Source organism: Paraburkholderia gardini (assembly GCF_907164545.1).
GTDB lineage: Bacteria > Pseudomonadota > Gammaproteobacteria > Burkholderiales > Burkholderiaceae > Paraburkholderia > Paraburkholderia gardini.
In genome coordinates, this window is record NZ_CAJQZB010000022.1 from 67,019 (window position 1) to 89,467 (window position 22,449).

The window sequence follows — 22,449 nt, forward strand, 5'->3', positions numbered from 1 at the left end:
GACAGCATTAATCAGAATCAGTACCAAACCCGCAATATCAGGAGCGAAGGAAGCTCCACAGACATAAACGTACACGACAGAACATGACCCCAATCGACGCCCTCACTACCAAAGCGGCAGCCGCGCCTAAAGCGGAGCTGCACATTCACATCGAAGGCTCGCTCGAACCCGAACTGATTTTCGCGCTGGCTGAGCGCAACGGCGTGAAGCTCGCGTACGACTCGATCGATGCATTGCGCGCTGCGTATGCGTTCACCGATCTGCAATCGTTCCTCGACATCTATTACGCCGGCGCGAGCGTGCTGCTCAAGGAACAGGATTTCTACGACATGACGATGGCGTACGCCGAACGCGCGCTTGCCGACAACGTCATTCACACCGAAATCTTCTTCGATCCGCAGACGCATACCGAACGTGGCGTTCCGATTGCAACAGCGGTGGCCGGCATTGAACGTGCCCTTGCGGACGCCGAAAAACGCGGGCTCACCAGCAAGCTGATCCTGTGTTTCCTGCGCCATCTTTCCGAGGAGGATGCCCTCGCCACCTTCGACGAAGCGCTGCCGCTTTTCGATCGGTACCGTCACCGCCTGATCGGTGTCGGACTGGACTCGTCCGAGCGTGGGCATCCGCCATCGAAATTCGGGCGCGTGTTCGCGAAGGCACGCGACAAGGGACTGAAGCTCGTCGCGCATGCGGGCGAGGAAGGGCCGCCGGCATACATCTACGAAGCGCTCGACCTGCTGAAGGTGGACCGTGTCGATCACGGCGTACGCAGCATCGAAGATCCCGCGCTCGTGACACGCCTCGCCGATACGCGCGTGGCGTTGACCGTGTGCCCGCTGTCGAACCTCAAGCTGTGCGTGTTCGACGACATGACGAAACACACGCTGAAGGACCTGCTTGAACGCGGCGTCGCGGTCACGGTGAACTCCGACGACCCTGCGTATTTCGGCGGCTATGTAAACGCGAACTATGTGGCGACCATCGCGGCATTGAAGCTGAACGATGCCGAGGTCTACACGATTCTGCGCAACAGTTTTGAGGCTTCATTCGTGACGCCGGCAGAACGCGACGCGATGTTCGCAAAGCTCGACGCGCACTGGAACGCCTGACGCACGCGCTTGCGTTGCGTTTTGCCTTGCGTGTGCATTCCCCTGCTTTGAATCCTGAACCCTGACAACAAGAGCTGGCAGGAGAGCCAGCCTTGAGACTTTAGATTCCCTATGACGGAGACGGTTTTTCCATGACTCAAACGGCTTACCGCGCACAACTGCTGACCTTCAATGGCGATCCCGCGCAATCGTCCAATGCGGCGGTCTTCAATGAAGACGGTCTTCTGATCGTCGAGGACGGTCACGTGGTTGCGAGCGGCGCGTATGCGGCGCTATCGAAACAGCTCGCTCCGGGCACACAGGTCAGCGAGATGCGCGACAAGCTGATCGTGCCCGGGTTTATCGACACGCACATTCACTATCCGCAGACCGACATGATTGCGTCGCCGGCACCCGGACTGCTGCCGTGGCTGGACACGTACACGTTCCCGACGGAGCGTCGCTTCGAGGATCCGGCGTACGCGCGCGACACCGCGAGCTTTTTCGTCGATGAGCTGCTTGCCTGCGGCACGACGACGGCGCTTGTGTACTGCACCGTGCACAAGGGATCCGCGGATGCACTCTTTGCCGAAAGCGAAGCGCGAAATTTGCGGATGGTGGCGGGCAAGGTGCTGATGGATCGCAACTGTCCTGAGTTTCTGCGTGACACGGCGCAATCGGGTTACGACGACAGCGCCGAGCTGATCGGTCGCTGGCACAACCGTGGACGCCAGATGTACGCATTGACGCCGCGCTTTGCGCCGACTTCGACCGAAGCGCAACTGGAGGCGTGCGGCGTGCTCGCACGCGAGCATCCGGATGTATTTATCCAGAGCCACGTTGCCGAGAACAGAGACGAAGTGAAGTGGGTGGCCGACCTGTTCCCGGGGCATCGTAGCTATCTGGACATTTACGACCATTACGGGTTGCTGCGTCGTCGCGCGGTGTATGGGCACTGCATCTATCTCGATGACGAGGATCGTCGACGGATGGCGGAGACCGGCGCGGTGGCATCGCATTGTCCGACGTCCAATCTGTTCCTTGGCAGTGGACTGTTCGATTTCGACGCGGCGGGTGAAGCGGGCATGCCGGTGGCGCTGGCGACGGATGTGGGTGGAGGCACATCGTTCTCGATGCTGCAGACGATGAATGAGGCGCACAAGGTTGCGCGATTGAACGGACATCATCTGAGCGCTACGCGGATGTTCTGGCTGGCGACGGCAGGTGCTGCTGAGGCGCTGGATCTTGGCGACAGGGTTGGGACGCTTGCCGCGGGTAGTGAAGCGGATTTTGTCGTGCTTGATCCGGCGGGGACGCGAGTGCTTGCCCGGCGGAATGCCCGGTGTGAATCGCTTGAAGAGTTGTTGTTCTCGTTTGCTCTTTTAGGCGATGATCGCGCTGTGTTTGAGACTTATTCGGGTGGGAGGCTTGTTCATTCGAGGGGTGCGCCTCGCGGCGCGGTTTGATGTTTTTGTTTTTTGGCTTTTTTTTTGTTTTTGGCAAGAACCCGCATCGGCGAGACAAAACCAGAATGCCGCCCCGCCAAAGGGGCAGCACAAACAGACCGGTACGAAAACCAGGAAAGGCCCAAAAACCAGAACAACAAAAAAACACAGCCACTAGGTTTGGGAACAAACCTCAAACAACGTTTTGAGTCGTCGCTCAGGATCAGCGACATAAGGATTGCTCTCATCCCATGCATATCCAGCGAGCACAGCGCTGATCATCCTCCGGATGGAATCCGTCTGATGAGGATAAAAAATAATCTCCTGAAGCTCACCGGTGTACCACCGTTCAACAAACGCCCGAAACGTATCAATCCCTTTCCGCAACGGCACGTCATACTCCCGCTGCCAGTCGACAGCCTCGCCATCAAACGACCGCAACAAAACCTGCACGGCAAGATGCGCCGAACGCACGGCAATCGTCACGCCCGATGAAAACACCGGATCAAGAAACTCCCCCGAATTACCCAGTAACGCATAACCCGCGCCATGCAACCGCTCGACGTTCGCCGAGTAACCGCCAATATGCCGCACAGGCATCAAAAACGGTGCATCGCCAATCAACCGCGCAAACGTAGGCTCCTGCCGGATCAACTCACGTAATCTCGCCTCACGCGCCTCCTCGGGTACATCGAGGAACGCCACTTCAGCCACACACCCCACCGAAGATCGCCCGCCCGCAAGCGGAATCATCCAGTACCACACGTCACGACGCTCCGGATGAACCGCTACCGTGATCTTGTTGCGATCCATCGCGCCGAACGGAATCCCGTCCTGAACGTGCGTGAAAATCGCCGCGCGCGTCGGCATCCGTGACGGCGTCTCAAGATTCATAAGCCGCGGCAAAACGCGCCCAAACCCGCTAGCGTCGAGGACAAATCGTGCGTGTACCTTGTACGTGTTGCCGGCTTCGTTCTCGACGTCCAGGACCGGCGCATCGCCCGTCTGCATCGCGCGCACGGTGTGCCCAAAGCGTACTTCGGCGCCCGCTTTCGCGGCACAGCCAATCAGCAGGTCATCGAACGTGCCCCGCTCGACCTGATAGGTGGTGCCCCATCCAGGCGTGTGCTTGTCACGGAAATCGAACGAGGATACGCGCTCGCCCGCGATGAAATGCGCGCCGTTCTTGTACTGAAACCCGGCCTCGACGACGGCCTGCAACATGCCCGCCTCTTCGAGGTAAGCCATGCTCTGCGGCAACAGGCTCTCGCCAATCGAAAACCGCGGAAAATGCTGGCGCTCCAGCACGAGTACGGAACACCCGGCCTTCCGGAGCAACGCCGCGGCAACCGAACCCGCAGGCCCCGCACCAATGATCGCGACATCCACCGCATCGCCCGTCTTCGTACGAGTATTAATATCAGTATTCGTATTCAAGGTAACCCTCTTCTGGTAATCCACGGTTGTCGCAGACAGAGCGCGCCCTGTACCCGCCATCCCCTCACGCGTCATCGACTTCCAATTACAATGACGCGCAGATCAGTCAATCGACCATTACATCGCGACGAGGAGACCATATGTCGCCAGCTGAAACATCCCGCGTGCCATACGTGCCGGAAACGGCCTTCGGCATCTGGTTCCTGCGAACCCATACGTGGGAGCACCACGTCCTGCGCGTCGCGATCAACGACCTCAAGCGCCTGATCGATACACCCCTGCCGGCCGCACCGGTCATCGTCGATACGGGTTGCGGCCAGGGCATTTCGTTTCGCCTGCTCGCCGAAGCGTTCAAGCCGGCTCGCATTGCCGGCGTCGACTTTCATGAACCGTCACTCGCACTCGCCAGAAACGCGGCCCGCGCCTGCCCGCCGCACATAGCCATCGATGTCATGCACGGCGACTGTGCCCGCCTGCCGATGCCCGACGCCAGCGCCGACATCGTGTTCTGCCATCAAACATTCCACCACCTCGTTGAACAGGAACGCGCACTGGCGGAATTCCGTCGCGTGCTGAAACCGGGTGGCGTGCTGCTCTTCGCCGAATCGACCGATGCATACATCAAGTCATGGGTGATCCGTCTGTTGTTCCGTCATCCGATGCACGTGCAGAAAAGCGCTGACGGATATCTCGGCATGATCCGCGACGCCGGTTTCGCATTCGGCGAACGCAACATCTCACTGCCCTATCTCTGGTGGAGCCGCGCCAGGGACTTCGGTCTCTTCGAGCGGCTCGGCCTGCATCGTCCGCAACCCGGCAAGCGTCGCGAAACGCTGGTCAACGTGGCAGCGACCCGAACGCCGTCGTCCTGACGCCGACCCGACCTGCCGTGGCAGTGCGGCGCATGCCACGCTGCCACGACGACTACACGCGCCGCTTACTTCTTCAACGTCACCACGTCGCCCTTCAGCGCGACACCCGCCACCACGGCACCCGCGCCGCACGTGTACTCGGTCGCACTCTCGCGCTCTTCATTTTTGTAGTTGCTCTTGATATTGATGACGGCATTGCCGCCTTCCTTGCGCGCCCGCTCCTGCAATTCGATCACCGCTGACAGAAACACGTGCTGGCATGCAGCCTCGTCGCTCTTGCCGAATGCATTGGTCTTCTTGTTGGTCGCGAACTCGCCTAACGACTTCACGACTGCCGGATGCTTCTGGCCCGCGAAATACAGCGGAATGTCATCGCCGACCTTGCCCGGCTCGCTCTTCAGCGCTGCGTCGACCGGGAAGTTGTTGATGGTATCGCGCGCGAAGGCCTGGCCCGTCATCAGCGACGCGAAGACTGCAGCAAACATCAAATGGCGTTTCATGATCATGTTCCCCGTTTTATCAGTTGGTTTCGAGTACAACAGCGTCGCCGCGCAGACGCAGCGCGGCAGCGGAACCACTCACACCGCACGTGAAATCCGTCGTCGACGCGGTTTCGGTGCTATGAAAACTCGTGCGGATATTGATGATCGCGTTCGCGTTATGGTCATGCGCATACGTGCGCAACTTGTCGACCGCTTCGCTCAGCGCGCGATTGCATGCGGTCGTTTGATCGTCGGTCCTGCGCGCAATACGCGCCGATTCCGATGCGTCACCGAGCTGGCTCCGAACCGCCGGGTGTGCCTCGTCGCCGAAGAACAACGCGATATCGGCGCCCGACTGCGGCTGCGCGACAGCCTGCATGCGCCTTCCCGGCGTGGCCTGCCCTGCGGGTGCCGCCTGCCCGAGCACGGCCTGCAGCGGCAACGACTTCACCTCGGTTCCCGCCTGCGCGGTCTGGGACAGAGCCGCAAACGCGACCGCGATTGCCACGACGCCGTGCGTGTAACGCATCTTCATTGTTATTTCCCTCGTTATGGTTTGATCTTCTTTTACTTCACACGCCTTTCCAGGCACTCAACACCAGGCTCGCACAACTCCCGCCGAACCCGAACGAAACTGACATCGCCGTGTCGATCGACGCTTCACGCGACTCGCGCACGAGCGGCAACCGGTCGAGATCCAGAGCCGGATCGGGAACTTCGATTCCTGTCGTTCCCGCGATGAAACCGTCACGCATCATCAGCAACGCGTAGATTGCCTCGTGCGCGCCGCACGCGCCAAGCGGATGTCCGGTCAATCCCTTCGTCGAGGAAAACGCGGGAATCTCCGCGCCGAAAATCGACTGCAGCGCGAGCAGTTCCTCAGCGTCGCCGCGTGGCGTCGAAGGTGCATGCGTGTTGATGTAGTCGGGACGTGCACCGGATTCGTCGAGCGCCTCGCGCATTGCGCGTGCAATGCCGCTCGCGTGCGGCGTGACCATCCCGGCGCCGTCGGTGCAATGTCCGAAACCGGTCAGCCCGGCGTAAATGCGCGCGCCGCGTGCGAGCGCATGCTCCAGCGATTCGAGCACCAGCACGCCGCCGCCCGACGCCATCACAAAACCGTCTCGCGCCACGTCGTACGGACGCGATGCATTCCCGGGTGTGTCGTTGAAACGCCGGGACAACGCGCCCATCGCGTCGAACATCAGCGTCATGTTGTCGTGCAGCGATTCGCTGCCGCCCGCAAGCACGATGTCCTGGCGGCCTGTCTGGATCAGCTGCATCGCCTGTCCGATCGCGAGCGAAGAAGTCGTGCACGCGGACGAAGGCGAATACGTCACGCCCTCGATGCCGAACACCTGCGCGACATTCGCCGAAGCAGTGCTGCTCATCGCCTGCGGCACGGTATAAGGCGGCGTCTTCTCGACGCCACGCGCATTCGCGACCGCCATCGCCGCGTCGTACGTCGACATCGTGCCGACACCCGAGCCGATCACAGCGCCTGCGCGCGGCGAGCGCAACGCAGCGGGATCGAGCGCGGCGTCATCGATCGCCTTGCGCGCGGCATGGGCCGCGAAACGCGCGGTGTCACCCATGAAGCGTTCGAGCTTGCGATCGAACGGCAACTCGTTCGCCACCGATGCAACACCGGCGACCTGGCTGCCAAAACCGCGCTCACGCCATGCATCGACACGCGTGATGCCGCCACGCCCCGCGCGCAATGCGGAGGACACGTCGTCGAGCGCGTTGCCAAGACACGACACGATGCCCATGCCGGTCACGACGACGCGCTGCATGCCGCGCTTTGCCATCACGCTCACGGCACGCGCCTGAAAATCAGCGACGTATTGATGCCGCCGAACGCGAAATTGTTGGTCATTACATGTTCGGTGTCGATCGTGCGGCCTTCGCCGACGATGTAATCGAGCGGCGCACAGGCCGGATCGACATCGGTCAGATTCAGCGTGGGCGCATACCAGTTGCGCTTCATCATTTCGATCGTCCACCATGCTTCGAGCGCGCCACACGCGCCGAGCGTATGGCCGACATAGCTCTTCAGCGAGCTGATCGGCATGTGCGCGCCGAATGTCTGCGCGGTCGCGTGGCTTTCCGCGACGTCGCCGCGGTCCGTCGACGTGCCGTGTGCGTTCACGTACCCAATCGCTTCGGGCGGAAGCTTTGCATCCTGAAGCGCAAGCTGCATCGCGAACGCCATCGTCGCCGCGGTGGGCTGCGTCATGTGCGCGCCATCCGAGTTGCAGCCGAAACCGACGATCTCGGCATGAATGCGCGCGCCACGCGCGAGCGCATGCCCGTACTCTTCGAGCACGAGCGTCGCCGCGCCTTCGCCGACCACGAGACCGTCGCGCGCGACGTCGAACGGACGCGGCGTGAGATGCGGCTCGTCGTTGCGCGTGCTCGTCGCGTAGAGCGTATCGAACACGGCGACCGCGGGACCGGACAGTTCCTCGGCGCCGCCCGCGAGCATCAGCGTCTGCCTGCCCGTCGCGATCGCCTCATACGCGTAGCCGATTGCCTGGCTCCCCGATGCGCACGCGCACGACGTCGGCACGATGCGCCCCTTCAGCTCCCAGAACAACCCGACGTTCACGGCCGTGGTGTGCGGCATCATCTGCACGTAGCTGTTCGACGTGACGTCGCCCATCGAGCCGGTTTCGAGCATCGTGCCGAACGCGCGGATCGGCTGCACCGATCCGGACGACGAGCCGTACGCGACACCCATGCGTCCGTCGCTGATCGTCGGGTCGTCGATGAGGCCCGCGTCGGTGAGCGCCAGCTCGCTTGCGCGCACCGAGTACATCGATACGAGGCCCATCGAACGCGTCTTCTTGCGCGGATAGTGCGAAGGCAGCGTGAATTCGGGCAGTGGGCACGCGAGCCGCGTATGCAGCGATTCGAAATAATCCCATTCGGGCATGCGTCGAACGGCATTGCGGCCGCTGCGCAGCGTGGCCTCGATGCCGTCCCACGCACTGCCGAATGCCGTGACGCCGCCCATGCCGGTAATGACGACGCGCTTCATCAGATCATCCCGCCGTTCACGCCGATGACCTGCCGCGTCACATACGAAGCGGCATCGGACATCAGAAAGCTCACCACGGAAGCCACTTCGGCCGGCTGGCCGACGCGGTTCATCGGCACTGTTTTCAGCGCATGTTCGAGCGGCATGTCGTCGAGCATGCCGGTTTCGATCAACCCGGGCGCCACGCAGTTCACCGTGATGTTGCGCGACGCAAGTTCGACGGCCAGCGCCTTGCTCGCGCCGATCAGGCCGGCCTTCGCCGCGCTGTAATTCACCTGCCCGCGATTGCCGATGACGCCGGACACCGACGCGATCGTGACGATGCGGCCGCCCTTCTTCGCTCGCACCATCGGCATCGTCAGCGGATGCACGACGTTGTAGAACGCGTCGAGCCCGGTTTCGATGACGATGTCCCAGTCTTCTTCGGTGAGTGCGGGGAACGCCGCATCGCGCGTCACGCCGGCGCTGCACACGATGCCGTAGTACGGTCCGTATGTGCCGATATCGGCTTCGAGCACTTCGCGACACACGGCGCGCTCGCGCACGTCGAACTGCAGCACGCGCGCCGCGCCGCCCTGCGCCGCGATGCCGGCCGTCACGGCCTCGGCTTCGCTACGTCCGGTGCGGCAATGCACGGATACCGTGAAGCCGTCAGCGGCCAGTTGGTAGGCAATCGCGCGGCCGATGCCGCGGCTTGCACCGGTTACGAGAACACGCCGGCTCATGTGCTGAAGCTCCCTTCGATGAATGACTGAAAGTCGACTGGCTGATACACCTTGATCACGGCCTGCGCGTAGCACACACCGTCGTGATCGATCGTGCATTCGTACGCGCTGTGGCCTTCCTCGCTACGCAGCAGTTCCTTCGCCTCGATCGTGAGGCGCGCACCGGCGGCAAACGCGGACACGAGCGCGCTGTAACTGCGCGAGCCGAGCAGCACGCCCGGACGCGCCCGGCCACCCGCGCGCATCGCGAGCAGCGCGACGTGCGCCGCAATGGCCTGCGCCATCAGTTCAATGCCGATCCACGCGGGCATCGCGCCGTCGGCGTCGGCGTACCACGCGTCGCTTTCGACGTGCGCACTGGCGCTCAGCGTTTCGTCGGTGTACGTCAGCACGGCGTCGACCAGCAGCATCGTGCCGCGATGCGGCAGGATCGTTTCGATCGGCCCGAACGGACCCGATGTCGCGCCCGCTTCCGGTTCGACGGGCATCGCGTGAGCACTGGCGGTTGAGGTATCCATCGCGTCCATTACCGTCCGAGAATCAGGCTGACGTTACTGCCGCCAAAGGCGAACGAATTGCTCATCACGTACTGCGGGCCGGCCGGCCGCGACAGATAACGCTCGCTCTCCACGAGATCGAGCGCGGGCAATCCAGCGTCGGCCTCGCCGTCCCATACATGCTTTGGCAGCGCGACGTCATCGCGTGCGAGCGTGAGCCATGCGAAGCCGAGTTCGGTCGCGCCCGCCGCGCCGAGTTGATGACCCGTGAACGGCTTCGTGCCGCTCGTCGCCACGCCTTCCACGAAAACACGCGACATCAGATGCGCTTCCATCTCGTCGTTCTTGCGCGTGGCGGTGGCGTGCAGATTCACGTAGCCGATCGCCGACGGCGCCAGTCCCGCATCATCCAGCGCGGCGCGCAATGCCATCTCACCGCCGACACCCTGCGGGTCCGGCGCCGAAATATGATGCGCGTCGCTCGATTCACCCGCGCCCGCGAGCCGCACGGCACCCTCGTCGCGGCTCATCAGGAACAGTGCCGCACCTTCGCCGACGTTGATACCGTTACGGTTGCGGCTCATCGGATTGGTGCGCGTGTTGCTCGTCGATTCGAGCGAGGCGAAACCCTGCACGGTCAATTCGCACAGGGAATCCACACCGCCGACGATCACCGCATCGCAAAGCCGTAGTTGCAGCAGCCTTCGCGCCGAAACGAACGCCTTGGCGCTCGACGTACACGCGGTGGAAATCGTGAATGCCGGGCCGTGAATGCCCAGCACGGCCGCCGCGAACGGCGCGACAGTGCCGATTTCCATCTGCCGGTAGTTGAAGCTCGCGGGCAGCTCGCCCGCCTGCGCCTGATGGACGAACGCGGTTTCGGCGGCATCGATGCCGGATGTGCTCGTGCCCAGCACGACGCCGATACGGTCCGCGCCATACCGTTCGCGCGCCGCCTGAACCGCGGATTCGATCTGCTTCAACGCGGCGAGCAGCAGGCGGTTGTTGCGGCAGTCGTATCGCGCGAGCGACGCGGGCGGCGCAATGTCGAGCGGCGCGCACACGCGGCCGACGAACGCATCGCCGATGCCCATGTGCGCGACGCCCATTCCGGGCGCGCGGCACGCGGCCAGCGCCGGCACGATTGCGTGGAGATTTTCGCCGAGCGCGTTGATCATGCCGAGGGCATGTAAGTAAACTCGTGACACGCTCACGTAGCCCTCCTTTCATCCTGTGACGGCATGCCGGCCGGCGCAAGCAGCACCGAAACGGCAATCCCGAGCGCCAGCGTCGCGCCAAAACTTTTCAGCGCGGGCATCGCGCTCAATGCGAGCAGACCGAACGACAGCAACGTCGTCGATGCCGAAAGCAGCACGCCGGTCCACACCGCGCCGAGTTCGTGCGGCGCGCGTATGCACCCTTCGCGCAGAAATACAGCATAGTTTGCGCCGACGCCAAGTACGAGCATCAGCGCAAGCCAGTTGAAGAGATTGAGCGGTATGCGCGCGTAGCCGAACACCGCAAGCGTCACGCCGACAGCGAGCAGAACCGGCAATGTCACCATGATGCCGCCGCGCGGCCGGTAGCGCACCATCAGCAACGCCATCACGAGCGCGAGCGCGCCCGCAAGCCAGATCCCGCTATCGACACGGTACTCGCCGAACAGCGACGACACGCTCGCCGCCTTGTCGACGAACACGACGCCCGGCAACGCGTGCGCGGTGGCGATCAATGCCGCCTGATTGTCAGGCGTGACGCCTTGCGGGATCACGACAGCGGCATAACCGTGCGATGCAGCATTCGCACCGGCATCGACCTGGCCGAGCCAGAGATGCCGGTACGGCTGCGACCACGGCGCGGCGAGCCACTGATCGACCGTCAGCACGGACTGTCCGGACTGCGCCCACGCCTTCAGCCACGCGTCGGCGACCGCGTCGCGAAAACCCGCATCGATCAGCATCGCGCGTAACGCGACGGGATCGTTGAATACGTGCTGCGCGAGCAACGCGCGATCTTCCCGCTGACGCTTCGCGGAAGGCACGAACGAAGTCACCGATTGCCAGCCGTTCGTTTTCAGCTTGCCCGTCAGCGCATCGAGACGCGCGCCGAGCGCTTCCGCGCGCTGCAGCACCGTTTCGGGCGTCTCGCCCCGCACGACGAAGAACTGCGCGCTGTTGTCGACGCCAATCGCGTCACGCACTTTCTGCTCCTGCGCGACGAGCGCCGGATCGCGCTGGATCAGCAGATGAATATCGTCGTCGCTCGTGAGACGCAGCCAGCCCGGAATCGCGACGATCACGAGTAGCACCGCCACGCCCCATGCGCGGCGTCCGCCGATTGCGGCCTGCCATCGCCGAAGCAAGGTGGCGCCGCCGTTGAAGATCCGCTGCGGCGTGCGCTTCGGCGCATGCATCAGTAACGCGGGCAACAGCCACAACACCGATGCGAACGCCGTGCAGATCCCGACGATCGCGAAACAGGCAATCTGCCTCAACGCGGGAAACGGCACCCAGGCGAGGATCGCGTAGCCGAGCAGGCTCGTCGCGAGCGCAACGCTCAGTGCAGGGCGGACTTCGCGCGCGCCGCGCCGCGGTTCCCAGTCGCGAGCGCCGCCGAGGTACACGACGAAGTACTGGATCGAATAGTCGACCGCTTCGCCGATCAGGCTCGCGCCGAACACGAGCGTCAGCAGATGCAGCTTGCCGAACACCAGCATCGTCACCGCGAGCGCGCAGACAACGCCGAGCGCCGTCGATACGAAACCCAGCAGCAACAGACGCGGCGAGCGGAACACCCACAGCATCAGTAACGCGATGCCGCAAATCGACGCCACGCCGATCAGATGCACCTCGCGCTCGGATGCGGCGCGCGCGGATTGCGCATAAAACACAGCACCGGTGCGGGCCAGCGTGACGTCGGGCCATGTCGTTTTCAGCGCGGCTTCACCGTGCGCGACGGCTTCCATCACCGCATGCTGGGTCTCCGATTCGTATGCCGAGCCGGGTAATGTGGCAACGATCAGCACGCTCGTCGCCGCGCCCCGGTGCGCGACCAGCAGGCCGTCCTCGATTGCCAGATTCGAGGTGGCGAGCGGCAGGCCGGCCATCCAGTGCTGAAGCCAGCCGAATGGATCGTCGGCGACGGGGGTGGACAGGCCGCCCTGCATCGGGCTGTATAAACGTTGCGCAAGCGCGTCGTGCAGTGCGGCGGGACCGCCCGCAAGCGCGGCGCGATCGTCGGGCGCGAGCAGATTGAAGCGATACGGCAGATAAAGACGCGCGATCTGCGAAGTATCGAACGGCGGCAGTTCCGCGATCACGGAAGCGAACGCGCCGCTCTTCGAGAGCGTCGCACCCAGCGCTTTCGCGGCGGCCTTCGCATGCGTCGCATCGTTCGATGTGACGAGCAGCACCGTGCGGTCGCCCAGCGCGGCCGCGAGCGTGTCGACGGCTTTTTCGGCGACGGGGTCCGCCTCGGTGGCGGGAAGCAGCGCGAGCAGATTGGTCTGCAACGGCGAGCCGACCGTGAACCGCCACACGCAATACAGCGACGCGACCACGGCGAGCAGCAGCCACGCGGCACGAATGCCCCATGTGTGCCGCGCGGCGCGTTGCTGCAGCACCTGCATTACTTCGCCCCCAGCAGCGCGAGATCGGCCGGATCGAGCGCGTCGATGGCGTTGCTGTTCGCGAACCCGATCTGCGTGACATCACCGTTGGCGAGCGTGATGCGCAGCGTCTTCAGATAATCTCCGCCTTCCATCTGCAATCCCTTGATGGACTGCGCGAGCTGCGGCTGGTTCGGGGTCAGCTGCATGCGCCATTGCGCGGTCGTGCCGTCCGCCTTCACGTCGAACTGCGAATAGAGCGCCGAGAGATCGCCGCCCAGCATCGCACGCATCATCTTCGAAACCTGCGCGACGCCACGCGCGCCCTGAGGCTGGCGATTCGCCGTGAAAGGCTTGCCGTTCGCGTCGACCTGCGCGACGCCCGCATCGGTGATGACGTATGTCGCCTTGTAGGGCGTATCGATCTGCCAGATCACGCCGCGCTCGCGGAAGAACACGAGCGAGCCCGTGCTCACGAGCGGCCGGTTCATCGCGGACAACGTCTGTGTCTGCGTGAACTGCGCGCGGATGCCTTTCGCCTGCGCGAGACGACCGGCGATCTGCTGGACCAGTTGCGTGTCGTTTGGCGATGCCGCCTGCTGCGTGCCCGCGGCGCGTGCGGGCAGCGACGACATCGGTAGCGTCAACGCGATCGCCGCCGCGAATACGTACGCGCGAAGTTTTAACGTGACCATGCACGCTCCAGCCGTTCGAACACGACGGGCGGCGAGACGAACTGCAGTTCCTGCGTCGCCGCGTCGACCGCCACCTGGATCGTATAGCCCTTCGTGAGTCGCGTGCCCGTCACGCTGTCGACGATCTCGTAACCGATCTTCAAGCGGTTTTCATATTCGAGCAGTTCGGTGCACACGTCGATGCGCTGACCGTACGTGGCCGGTCGCACGTATTTCAGATGCGCCTCGACAATCGGCCACAGATAACCCGAGGCACGCATCTCGGGATAGTCGTAGTCGAACGCGCGCAGCAGCGCCGCGCGACCGATCTCGAAGTACTTCAGATAATGGCCGTGCCAGCAGACGTCCATGGCGTCGACGTCATGAAACGGCACTTCGACCGTCGCGCTCGCCCTGAGCACCCTGCCGGTTCCGGTCATGCGATGTGCTCTCCGCGATAGCCGTCGATCAACGCGCACTCCACGATGCGCGCGGTCAACGCGCGCAGGTCGGGTTCGAGTGCGCGATCTTCGTCGACGAACGGCGACTGCGCGCTCACACGCCCAGCGAACGCGTGGAGTGGCGCGGGCACGGGCGTCGTTTCGTTCATGCGCAAACGCAGCCGCACCGCCTGAACCGTCGCGAGCGTATGCGCCGCCGCGACCTGCGCGGTCAGTTCAAGTATGCGCAGGCAGTCGCGCGCGGCGATCGTGCCCATGCTGACCTTGTCCTGATTGTGCGCTTCGGTCGAACGTGAAAAGACGCTCGCGGGCATCGTCAGCTTGAGCGCTTCGGCCGTCCACGCGGACGACGAAATCTGCACGGCCTTGAAGCCGTGATTGATCGGCGCGCGCGCAGGCGACGCGCCCGACAGGTTGCGCGGCAGACCATTGTTGAACTTGTCGTCGACGAGCAGCGCGAGCTGGCGGTCCATCAGGTCGGCGAGATTCGCGACGGCCACTTTCAGCGAATCCATCGCGAACGCGATGTGTCCGCCGTAGAAGTTGCCGCCGTGCAGCACACGCTCGCCGTCGGGATCGATCAGCGGGTTATCGTTGGCGCTGTTCAGTTCGTTCTCGACGTCGCGCCGTACCCACGACAACGCATCGCGCGCGACGCCGATCACATGCGGCGCGCAGCGAATCGAATAGCGGTCCTGCAAACGATGCCCCGGCGTATCGGCGCGGCCCGCCAGATCCTCTCGGATCCACGCGGCGGCTTCCGCCTGACCGGCATGCGGCTTCGCTTCGAACAGCAGCGTGTCGAAATGCGCGGCACGTCCGTCGAGCGCGACCGTCGAGAGCGCGGTGAGACGCGCGGCAAGCCGTGTCAGATGATCGGCACGCGCGAATGCGAGACACGCGAGACCGGTCATCACGGCGGTGCCGTTCATCAACGCAAGGCCTTCCTTCGGCGCGAGCCTGAGCGGCATGTGGCCGAGTTGCGCCCACACGTCCGACGCGTCGCGCAACTGGCCTTCGAACAGCACGTCGCGCTCGCCGACCAGCGCGGCGGCAACATACGACAGCGGCGTCAGATCGCCGCTTGCGCCCACCGACCCTTCCGACGGAATGCGCGGCAGCACGCGATGGTTGATGAGATCGGCGAGACGGTCGAGCAGGACAGGTCGTACGCCCGAGAAACCATACGCGAGCGAGTTGAGGCGCGCGGCGATCACGGCAAGCGTCTGGGCGTCGTCGAGATGCACGCCCATGCCGCAGCCGTGGTAACGCGTGAGCTGCAATGGCAATGCTTCGACGAGGTCCATCGGTACGTCGACCACGCATGCGTCGCCATAGCCGGTGTTGACGCCGTACACCGTCGCGCCCGAGGCGAGATGCCTGCGCAGAAAATCGGCGCCGCGCTCGATGCGCGAGCGCCATGCCGGATCGTCGCTCAGCGCGACGGGCGCGCGACGCTCCGCGATCGCGACCACGTCTTCGATCGTCAGCCGGCGTCCGCCGATGACGATTGCCTTGTCGACGGCGGGTTGCGCATCGAGCCCGGCATCGTCGATCAGATCATGTTCGGCCATTCGCGCCTCCACCTGGGCGCGCCCAGAAATCGAAAAAGTTGAACCATTGAAACGGTGCCTTGCGACAGTAGTGTTCGAGGCGTGCGGCGTAGCGCTGCGCCCATGCAGCAAGATGCTGCGCGCGTTCGCGGCGCGGCAGGTCGATGCGCTCCGCGAACGGTTCGAAATAAAGCCGGTAGCCAGACTGCTCCCGGATACAGAAAAACAGGTACACCGGGCAACCCAACGCATGCGCGAGCACATAGGGCCCCTGCGCGAACGGCGCGGTCGCACCGAGAAACTGCGCCTCGGTCGTGCGTCCTGTTTCGTGCGCCGGCACGCGATCGCCGACGATCACGAGCAGCTCGCCGGCATCGACGCGCTCCTGCATCATCATCGCGGTTTCCGGACCGAAGTCGCTGACTTCGACCAGCCGCCGCGTGAAGTCGCTGTTCGACGAAGCAAGCACGCTGTTAAAGCGTCGCGCGTGTTCCGTATAGACAATCGCGGTCACCTTCGTGTGCGCGCCGCGCGCGGCGAGCGCACGCGTCATTTCCAGGTTGCCGAGATGCGCGCCGATCACGAGCGCGCCGCGGCCACTCGCGCTCAACGCCTCGAACGCTCGCGGATCGTCGAACCGCACGTCCTTCATGTCGACGCGCCCCGACCACGCAGCGAGCTTGTCGAGACCGGACTGCGCGAACGCCAGCATCTGCCGGTACGCGGAGAGCCAGCCTGGGCGCGGCGTTTTCGCATCGGGCGATGACGCCCGCGCGAGATGCGCGAAATAGTTATGCGACGCCACGCGCGCGGCACGGCCCGTCAACAGAAAGTACGCGACCACGGGATGCAGCCACAACGCGGTAAAGCGCATGCCGAAAAGCCGGCAACTTAGCGCGAGCAACGACATGCCTGGCTGGCTGCCGCGCTCAGCGATGCGCCACCAGTGCTGACCACGCTTTCCATCATTTGCGGCATCGGCATCGAGCGAGGGCACCGCGCGTCGCGTCATCACCTTGTGCGCGAGCAGCAACGGCAAACGCAGCAGCATGCCCGCGACGAGCCGCGTATGGCTTCGGCTGATGCGCACGTTGTCCCACAGCACGTCGAAGTGCGAGACGCCGTCGGTCGCGTACGTCACGCGCGTCGGAATCGCGCGAAACGCGATGCGACGCCAGTAGAGACGCACGAGAATCTCGATGTCGAAATCCATGCGCGTGGGCAGCGCGACGCTGTCGATCAGCGCACAGGCGAGATCGAGCGGATACATGCGAAATCCGCACATCGAATCGCGAATCTCGAACGACAGCGTTTCGATCCACACCCACACATGCGTCAGATAGCGGCCATACAAACGCGACTTCGGCACGCTTTCGTCGTATACCGGCCGCCCGAGTATCACCGCGCCGGGCTCGGCGCGGGCCGCGTCGATGAAACGCGGCACGTCGGCGGCGTCATGCTGGCCGTCGGCGTCGATCTGTAACCCGTGCGTGTAACCTGCCGCGCGGGCGGCGCGCAGGCCGGCCATCACGGCCGCGCCCTTGCCACCGTTCACCGGCAGACGCAACAGCGTCACCTGTCCCGCGTATTGCGCTGCCAGCGCGGCGAGCACGTGCTGCGTGGCTTCATCGCTGCCATCGTCGACGACGAAAAGCGGCAGGCCGTGCACCGCCAGATGCGCGACGGTCGAACCAATCGCGTCCTTGTGGTTGTAGATCGGAATCACGATGCAGGGCGCGAAGTTCATACGCGCTCCCGGTACACGATCACGCCCGACGCGCATTCGCGCTCGCCAAGCCGGTAGGCGAACTGCACGCGACGGCGCGTCGCATCGTGCGAGAGCTTCAGGCTCAACGTCGCGCCGGGCGGCACGGGGGCCATGAACTTCAGCCGGTCGACCGAAGCAATGGCGCGTGCATCAGGAACATGTTCCGCTGCGAGACGAATCGCCCAGTCGACCTGCACGACGCCCGGCAGAATCGGCAAGCCAGGAAAATGACCCGCGAAATGCGCCAGTTCCGGCGGCACGCGCAGGTCGTAATGCACTTCGTCGCCGGTGCGCGCTTCGGCGAGCACCTCGACGCCTTCGCTGCGCGCCTCGAACGCGGCGGCCACGGCGGCGGCCGGCAGCTTGCCGCGCGCATCGAACGGCAACGTGCTGCGAAAACGCCAGTGCCGCGGCAACACGACGACGTCGAACCAGGCCGCGAGATGACGTCGCAAGATTTTCGTCAGCGCGAGCCGGCCTTCGCCGCGCAGCGCGGTGCTGCCTGCATCGGTGAGTGCGATGAGCGCACCGACACGTTCGCGCGACGCGCCCGCGAGCGGCACGACCGCCGCCTGTGCGACGTACGGGTGCAGCGCAAGCCGCACTTCGAGCTCGGGCAGCGAAAGCCGCTTGCCTTCGAGCTTGATCACGCGATCGAGCCGGCCTCGCAGACGGAACCGGCCATCGTCGTCGAACGTGATGGCGTCGTCGGTGCGATGCCAGCCGTCGTGATCGAGATGCGGCGAGCGCACGTTGAGCGCGCCGTCTTCATCGCGACGCACTTCGATACCGGCCACCGGCTGCCACGCCTCCGATTCGCTCTGCTGCCGCCAGGCGATACCGCCCGTCTCGGTGCTGCCGTAGATTTCGACGGGCGCCGCACCGAACGCGGCGGCGTATTCGCGCGCGGTATCCCGTGCGAGCGGACCGCCCGACGAAAAGACCACACGCGGCACAGGCGCGAGCGTGCCAAAACCCGCAAGCGCGGGCCAGCGCGACAGTTGCGCCGGCGTCGACACCAGCACGGCGTTCGCGCCACATCGATCGACGCGCTCCTGCAACTGCATCGGATCGATGCAGACTAAACGGTCGAACGCGCGACCGGCGGTAAGCGGCCACAGGACGCGAAACAGCAACCCGTAAATGTGATGATGCGGAACGCTCGCCAGCACCGTCGCATCGCCGACGGTTGCGCCCCACTGCGTTTCGAGCGTGTGCACTTCGGCGTCGAACTGCGCGAGCGTCTTGTGGATCGGCTTCGGCCGGCCGCTGCTGCCCGATGTGTAGAGCGTGAGCGGCGCGACGGGATCGATGGTCGCGATCCGCATGCCTGGCTTTTGCGGCGCATCGGCGAAGAGCGCGTGCAGGCTGGCGTCGGTCAGCACGGCATCGAACGCGTCCGAAAGATCGGCGAGGTAGCCTGGCGTCGCGTTCGCGGGAATCACGGGCTCCTTGCCGGCGGCAAAGAGCGCGAACAGCGCACACGCGAAATCGTAAGCGTCGTCGACGCACAGCGCGTAGCGCGTCGACGGTTGCGCGTGCAACGTATCCGCGAGGCTCAGGACTCGCGCGCGAAACGTGGCGAAACCGGTCACCGTGTCGCCGTTGCGGCACACGGGGGTCGCGTCGGTTCGCACCGGTAGCAGCAGATCGTGCAGCGCGATCAATGTGCTCATGCCGCCCCCGAGCGCGCCGCGCGCGGCAGCACCACGAGATAGCGCCAGACGATTTCACCGATCAGCAGCACGCCGACCAGGAAGTACGCGATCGCGCCGTTATAGAGCGACCACGCCTCGCGCGTCCAGAAGAACGCCGTATACGCGGAGAACGTGCCGTTCAGCGCGAAGAATCCGCACCAGATCTGGGTGACGCGGCGCGTGTGCAGCACGGCCGGCGCACTGAGATCGGGCGTTCTGATGCGCGCGAATTTCTCGATCATCGTCGGCCCGCGCACGAGCGTCGCGCCAAACGCGATCAGCAGGCCAAGGTTGACGAGCGATGGGTAAATACGCAGCAGCATCTCGCTGTTGGTCGCGACGATGGCGGCCGACGCGCAGCTCAACAGGCCCGCGACGCACCAGTCGACGGCCGTCAGCCTGCGCAGCGACGACGCCACGCTGCCGGTCCCCGCCCAGCGCTGCAACCACAGGATGGCGAACAGCATGAGCCCGACGTAGCGCGGCGTGTCCCACTTCCAGGCGCACAGGATCAACGCGGGATACGCCAGCTTCAACAGCACCTGCACGATCGCGCCCAGCACCCGACGCACCCCGCCTGCCGTAGCGTCCGGTGCGTCTGACGGAGCAGACTGCATCAGCCCTGCGCCGCCAGCAGCGATTCGACCGCGCCGATCACGTCGCCGACCGTGCGCACCGACTTGAACTCCTCGGGCTTGATGCGTCGGCCCGTCATCTCCTGCAGCTTGATCGCGAGATCGACTGCATCGATGCTGTCCAGATCGAGATCTTCGAACAGATTCGCCCCGGGCGTCACGCGCTCGGGCTCGATCGCGAAGTTCTCCTTGAAGATGGCGCGGATGCGCTCAAGAATGTCTGCCTCGTTCACGATTTACTCCCCTTTTCCTGCGGTTTCGTTCGCTGCGTGCACCGGCTCGCGCTGGCTGGCGACAAACGCCGCCAGCGTATTGATCGAGCGGAAATGCTCGCGCGTGCGTTCGTCGTTCGCAGCGATGGTCAGTTGGTATTGTTTTCGCAGCACGATGCCGATCTCGAGCGCGTCGATCGAATCGAGACCGATGCCATCGGTATCGAAGAGCGGCGCATCGTCGTCGATGTCGGCAGGTGTCAGGTCCTCCAGATCCAAAGCGGCGATCAGGAGCTGCTTAATTTCCAGTTTTAAAGAATCCATAGTCGAACAGATGCTGGGTAATGTGGGCCTCGATGGCGCTGGTCACGGAACGCGCGGCAAGTGCCGGCGAAGTCTCGTGGGCTGAAAGCTGTTCGACGCCAACCGGCTCGAGCACGCTCACGCGCATGCAAAATGCGCGCGCCGGCACGTCGTACCAGCGCATCTCTTTCGTGAAAACGGGCGGATCGCAATTCATCAGCACGGGCAGGATCGGCGTGCCCGCCTTGATCGCCATGTGCGCGAACCCGCGTGAAAACGCGTGCAGACGGTTCTGCGCGGGGCTGCGCGTGCCCTCCGGAAAGACGATCATCGTATAGCCGGCTTCGAGTTGCCGCGAGCCTGCCTCGACGAGCTCGACCGGGTCCGCGTTGCTCACGTATTCGGCCGCCCGCACGATGCCGTAAAAGCACGGGTTGCGCCAATGCGCGTTCTTCACGACGCAGCACGCGTGCGGCGTGAGCGAGAGCAGCACCATCACGTCGAGCCACGTCGGATGATTCGCCACGACGACCGCCGGACGGCGGGTGCGCAGTGCGTCGCCGCCCTCGACTTCGAGCTTCATCACGCCGGCGAACTGCAGCACGGCCACGAGCGCGCGGAAAAATCCGTGAATGACCGTGGTCACCGCACGTTGCCGTGACGCCCGGTGCGGCCATAGCCACGCGAGCGGAAACACGATCACGGAAAACAGGAAACCGCATACCCCGAACACCGCCATCGCGAGGCCGGTTGCGGTCAACCGCCACACGAACTCAAGCCGCGCCATGATGCCAGCTCCATTGCCAGATTGCGCCTGCGCCCTGCCACACCGCGTTCGCGTGCGTGTCGAGGCAGTGATGCACGGCCTGGCTCTGTGTCGGGAATACGGCGAACGACGCATCGCCGGCGTCCGGCGCGCGGGCAATCGTACACGTCAGCTGGCCTGCGGTTGCGGCCGCGTCGAGCAGGATGGCAAGTGCGCCGCCCTGCACTTCGTCTTCGATCGTGCCGTACGCGGGATCGGCGGGTTCATCGGCGTAGACGAGCAGCACGGGCGTGGCGGGATCGCTCGCGTATTGCGCATGCGCTTCCAGCAATGCGTAGCCAAGGGTCTCGGCGCCCGCCGAAATCGCGCTCGCCGGCGAACGGTCGCCGCGGGCGATGCCGAACACGCCCGTCATCGCGTTGAGAACCGAAAGACTGAACGCGGTCGGCGATACGGGTTCGCCCGCGCTGATGGCGCGCAGGATGTCGGTGGTGCGGCGCAGTTCGCCATGTCGCGACGCAAATACCGTGCGCACGGCGGCGACGTCATCGCCCACGCAGTCGTGCGCCACCTTCAGCGCGGCGCGCGACAGTGTGCTCAGTCGCCGCCGTACGATCGGCTCGATGAAGCCGATATCGGGGGCGGTGGCTGCGGCGGCAGGCCAGGAAGACCAGCGAGCAACCGGAATAGTCCAGTGCAGATCGGGCATATCGGTGTTCGCGCGATTGAAAGCGGCTAAGGCTGCTGGCGCCCCATCCGGCGCGCCGGCCGGAAGGCGACACACGGGCGCCGCCCAGCCCGGGGCAGACGCCGCAAGGGTCAATCCAGTCTCGTTATTTATATGTGTTCAGGTGAATTAACGGCCGATGCCCCGGATTATTTAGGGGCGGACTCACCGGACATGATGTTAGTTAGACTCGGATTCCCCGGCGGTCGCCGGCATCATACTGAATATTGTGGATTAAATCAGCCACGAAAGACGTATCTATCTGTATCCGTCTTAACGCCGCCACGGAAACGTAAATGTAGTCCTGGAAGGCCTCAAACCCTTTCGCATGCTGACGAAATGTGGTGAACCGCTCTCGCATTTTCATGTCGCCCTTTTTACTTTCGGAAAGAAATGTTTGCGCCATCCGCCGGAATCTGGACGGTTTGCACGCGTCGCATCTGCGACATCAGGT

General features: G+C 64.1%; 22 protein-coding genes. 3 read left to right on the forward strand and 19 right to left on the reverse strand.

Features of this window, described 5'->3' with window-relative positions; all coding sequences use genetic code 11:
• The first annotated feature begins 83 nt into the window (after window positions 1–83).
• Both LPA37_RS16435 and guaD read left to right on the forward strand, forming a co-directional pair.
• Entirely contained in the window at window positions 84–1,112 is a 1,029-nt protein-coding gene (locus LPA37_RS16435) for an adenosine deaminase (RefSeq protein ID WP_228981269.1), read from the forward strand.
• Window positions 1,113–1,243: 131 nt separating this feature from the next.
• Window positions 1,244–2,557, forward strand: a complete 1,314-nt coding sequence (gene guaD, locus LPA37_RS16440) for a guanine deaminase (RefSeq protein ID WP_229013125.1) — start codon at window positions 1,244–1,246, stop codon at window positions 2,555–2,557.
• Window positions 2,558–2,710: 153 nt separating this feature from the next.
• Here guaD and LPA37_RS16445 read toward each other — a convergent pair whose 3' ends face one another.
• Window positions 2,711–3,955: an NAD(P)/FAD-dependent oxidoreductase gene (locus tag LPA37_RS16445; RefSeq protein ID WP_228981322.1), complete on the reverse strand. Its 1,245-nt coding sequence runs from the start codon at window positions 3,953–3,955 to the stop codon at window positions 2,711–2,713.
• A 158-nt stretch (window positions 3,956–4,113) separates the two neighbouring features.
• Between LPA37_RS16445 and LPA37_RS16450 the strand changes: the two genes are divergently transcribed.
• Complete coding sequence (locus tag LPA37_RS16450; protein WP_228981276.1) at window positions 4,114–4,845, forward strand: class I SAM-dependent methyltransferase; 732 nt, start codon at window positions 4,114–4,116, stop codon at window positions 4,843–4,845.
• Window positions 4,846–4,910: 65 nt separating this feature from the next.
• Here LPA37_RS16450 and LPA37_RS16455 read toward each other — a convergent pair whose 3' ends face one another.
• From LPA37_RS16455 to LPA37_RS16540, 18 genes are read right to left on the reverse strand one after another with little or no spacing between them, the layout of a single operon-like run.
• Window positions 4,911–5,345 (reverse strand): excinuclease ABC subunit A, encoded by a 435-nt coding sequence (locus tag LPA37_RS16455; protein WP_228981277.1) that lies wholly within the window; start codon window positions 5,343–5,345, stop codon window positions 4,911–4,913.
• Window positions 5,346–5,364: 19 nt separating this feature from the next.
• Window positions 5,365–5,862, reverse strand: a complete 498-nt coding sequence (locus LPA37_RS16460; protein WP_228981279.1) for a signal peptidase — start codon at window positions 5,860–5,862, stop codon at window positions 5,365–5,367.
• A gap of 37 nt (window positions 5,863–5,899) precedes the next feature.
• Entirely contained in the window at window positions 5,900–7,138 is a 1,239-nt protein-coding gene (locus LPA37_RS16465) for a beta-ketoacyl-[acyl-carrier-protein] synthase family protein (RefSeq protein ID WP_228981323.1), read from the reverse strand.
• Between the two features lie 5 nt (window positions 7,139–7,143).
• The gene (locus LPA37_RS16470; protein ID WP_228981281.1) at window positions 7,144–8,370 is read right to left on the reverse strand and encodes a beta-ketoacyl-ACP synthase; all 1,227 of its coding nucleotides are present in this window, start codon (window positions 8,368–8,370) and stop codon (window positions 7,144–7,146) included.
• Window positions 8,370–9,095, reverse strand: a complete 726-nt coding sequence (locus LPA37_RS16475) for a 3-ketoacyl-ACP reductase FabG2 (RefSeq protein WP_228981284.1) — start codon at window positions 9,093–9,095, stop codon at window positions 8,370–8,372. Before LPA37_RS16475 ends, LPA37_RS16470 begins: the two co-directional genes overlap by 1 nt.
• Complete coding sequence (locus LPA37_RS16480) at window positions 9,092–9,583, reverse strand: hotdog family protein (RefSeq protein ID WP_228981324.1); 492 nt, start codon at window positions 9,581–9,583, stop codon at window positions 9,092–9,094. The genes LPA37_RS16475 and LPA37_RS16480 overlap by 4 nt, the downstream gene beginning before the upstream one ends.
• A 38-nt stretch (window positions 9,584–9,621) precedes the next feature.
• Window positions 9,622–10,806: a beta-ketoacyl-[acyl-carrier-protein] synthase family protein gene (locus tag LPA37_RS16485; RefSeq protein WP_267478177.1), complete on the reverse strand. Its 1,185-nt coding sequence runs from the start codon at window positions 10,804–10,806 to the stop codon at window positions 9,622–9,624.
• Window positions 10,803–13,220: an MMPL family transporter gene (locus LPA37_RS16490; protein ID WP_229013126.1), complete on the reverse strand. Its 2,418-nt coding sequence runs from the start codon at window positions 13,218–13,220 to the stop codon at window positions 10,803–10,805. Before LPA37_RS16490 ends, LPA37_RS16485 begins: the two co-directional genes overlap by 4 nt.
• Window positions 13,220–13,894 (reverse strand): LolA family protein, encoded by a 675-nt coding sequence (locus LPA37_RS16495; RefSeq protein WP_228981288.1) that lies wholly within the window; start codon window positions 13,892–13,894, stop codon window positions 13,220–13,222. Before LPA37_RS16495 ends, LPA37_RS16490 begins: the two co-directional genes overlap by 1 nt.
• Entirely contained in the window at window positions 13,882–14,313 is a 432-nt protein-coding gene (locus LPA37_RS16500) for an acyl-CoA thioesterase (protein ID WP_229013127.1), read from the reverse strand. The genes LPA37_RS16495 and LPA37_RS16500 overlap by 13 nt, the downstream gene beginning before the upstream one ends.
• Entirely contained in the window at window positions 14,310–15,908 is a 1,599-nt protein-coding gene (locus tag LPA37_RS16505) for an HAL/PAL/TAL family ammonia-lyase (RefSeq protein ID WP_229013128.1), read from the reverse strand. Before LPA37_RS16505 ends, LPA37_RS16500 begins: the two co-directional genes overlap by 4 nt.
• Entirely contained in the window at window positions 15,895–17,634 is a 1,740-nt protein-coding gene (locus LPA37_RS16510; protein WP_229013129.1) for a glycosyltransferase family 2 protein, read from the reverse strand. Before LPA37_RS16510 ends, LPA37_RS16505 begins: the two co-directional genes overlap by 14 nt.
• The gene (locus LPA37_RS16515; RefSeq protein WP_229013138.1) at window positions 17,631–19,322 is read right to left on the reverse strand and encodes an AMP-binding protein; all 1,692 of its coding nucleotides are present in this window, start codon (window positions 19,320–19,322) and stop codon (window positions 17,631–17,633) included. The genes LPA37_RS16510 and LPA37_RS16515 overlap by 4 nt, the downstream gene beginning before the upstream one ends.
• Before the next feature lie 5 nt (window positions 19,323–19,327).
• Entirely contained in the window at window positions 19,328–19,969 is a 642-nt protein-coding gene (locus LPA37_RS16520) for a COG4648 family protein (RefSeq protein ID WP_229013130.1), read from the reverse strand.
• A complete protein-coding gene (locus tag LPA37_RS16525) occupies window positions 19,969–20,220 on the reverse strand; it encodes an acyl carrier protein (RefSeq protein ID WP_228981297.1) in 252 nt (83 codons plus the stop codon). The genes LPA37_RS16520 and LPA37_RS16525 overlap by 1 nt, the downstream gene beginning before the upstream one ends.
• A gap of 3 nt (window positions 20,221–20,223) precedes the next feature.
• Window positions 20,224–20,523, reverse strand: a complete 300-nt coding sequence (locus tag LPA37_RS16530) for a phosphopantetheine-binding protein (protein ID WP_228981298.1) — start codon at window positions 20,521–20,523, stop codon at window positions 20,224–20,226.
• The gene (locus LPA37_RS16535) at window positions 20,498–21,292 is read right to left on the reverse strand and encodes a lysophospholipid acyltransferase family protein (RefSeq protein WP_229013139.1); all 795 of its coding nucleotides are present in this window, start codon (window positions 21,290–21,292) and stop codon (window positions 20,498–20,500) included. The genes LPA37_RS16530 and LPA37_RS16535 overlap by 26 nt, the downstream gene beginning before the upstream one ends.
• Window positions 21,276–21,977, reverse strand: coding sequence for a beta-ketoacyl synthase chain length factor (locus LPA37_RS16540; RefSeq protein WP_228981299.1), 702 nt, complete (start codon window positions 21,975–21,977; stop codon window positions 21,276–21,278). Before LPA37_RS16540 ends, LPA37_RS16535 begins: the two co-directional genes overlap by 17 nt.
• Window positions 21,978–22,449 lie beyond the last annotated feature (472 nt).

What these genes read in the sequence shown, in the direction of transcription:
- LPA37_RS16435 (WP_228981269.1), top strand. Translation starts at nt 84, where the DNA reads ATGACCCCAATCGACGCCCTCACTACCAAAGCGGCAGCCGCGCCTAAA.
- guaD (WP_229013125.1), top strand. Translation starts at nt 1,244, where the DNA reads ATGACTCAAACGGCTTACCGCGCACAACTGCTGACCTTCAATGGCGAT.
- LPA37_RS16450 (WP_228981276.1), top strand. Translation starts at nt 4,114, where the DNA reads ATGTCGCCAGCTGAAACATCCCGCGTGCCATACGTGCCGGAAACGGCC.
- LPA37_RS16455 (WP_228981277.1), bottom strand. Translation starts at nt 5,345, where the DNA reads ATGAAACGCCATTTGATGTTTGCTGCAGTCTTCGCGTCGCTGATGACG.
- LPA37_RS16460 (WP_228981279.1), bottom strand. Translation starts at nt 5,862, where the DNA reads ATGAAGATGCGTTACACGCACGGCGTCGTGGCAATCGCGGTCGCGTTT.
- LPA37_RS16465 (WP_228981323.1), bottom strand. Translation starts at nt 7,138, where the DNA reads ATGGCAAAGCGCGGCATGCAGCGCGTCGTCGTGACCGGCATGGGCATC.
- LPA37_RS16470 (WP_228981281.1), bottom strand. Translation starts at nt 8,370, where the DNA reads ATGAAGCGCGTCGTCATTACCGGCATGGGCGGCGTCACGGCATTCGGC.
- LPA37_RS16475 (WP_228981284.1), bottom strand. Translation starts at nt 9,095, where the DNA reads ATGAGCCGGCGTGTTCTCGTAACCGGTGCAAGCCGCGGCATCGGCCGC.
- LPA37_RS16480 (WP_228981324.1), bottom strand. Translation starts at nt 9,583, where the DNA reads ATGCCCGTCGAACCGGAAGCGGGCGCGACATCGGGTCCGTTCGGGCCG.
- LPA37_RS16490 (WP_229013126.1), bottom strand. Translation starts at nt 13,220, where the DNA reads ATGCAGGTGCTGCAGCAACGCGCCGCGCGGCACACATGGGGCATTCGT.
- LPA37_RS16495 (WP_228981288.1), bottom strand. Translation starts at nt 13,894, where the DNA reads ATGGTCACGTTAAAACTTCGCGCGTACGTATTCGCGGCGGCGATCGCG.
- LPA37_RS16500 (WP_229013127.1), bottom strand. Translation starts at nt 14,313, where the DNA reads ATGACCGGAACCGGCAGGGTGCTCAGGGCGAGCGCGACGGTCGAAGTG.
- LPA37_RS16505 (WP_229013128.1), bottom strand. Translation starts at nt 15,908, where the DNA reads ATGGCCGAACATGATCTGATCGACGATGCCGGGCTCGATGCGCAACCC.
- LPA37_RS16510 (WP_229013129.1), bottom strand. Translation starts at nt 17,634, where the DNA reads ATGAACTTCGCGCCCTGCATCGTGATTCCGATCTACAACCACAAGGAC.
- LPA37_RS16520 (WP_229013130.1), bottom strand. Translation starts at nt 19,969, where the DNA reads ATGCAGTCTGCTCCGTCAGACGCACCGGACGCTACGGCAGGCGGGGTG.
- LPA37_RS16530 (WP_228981298.1), bottom strand. Translation starts at nt 20,523, where the DNA reads ATGGATTCTTTAAAACTGGAAATTAAGCAGCTCCTGATCGCCGCTTTG.
- LPA37_RS16540 (WP_228981299.1), bottom strand. Translation starts at nt 21,977, where the DNA reads ATGCCCGATCTGCACTGGACTATTCCGGTTGCTCGCTGGTCTTCCTGG.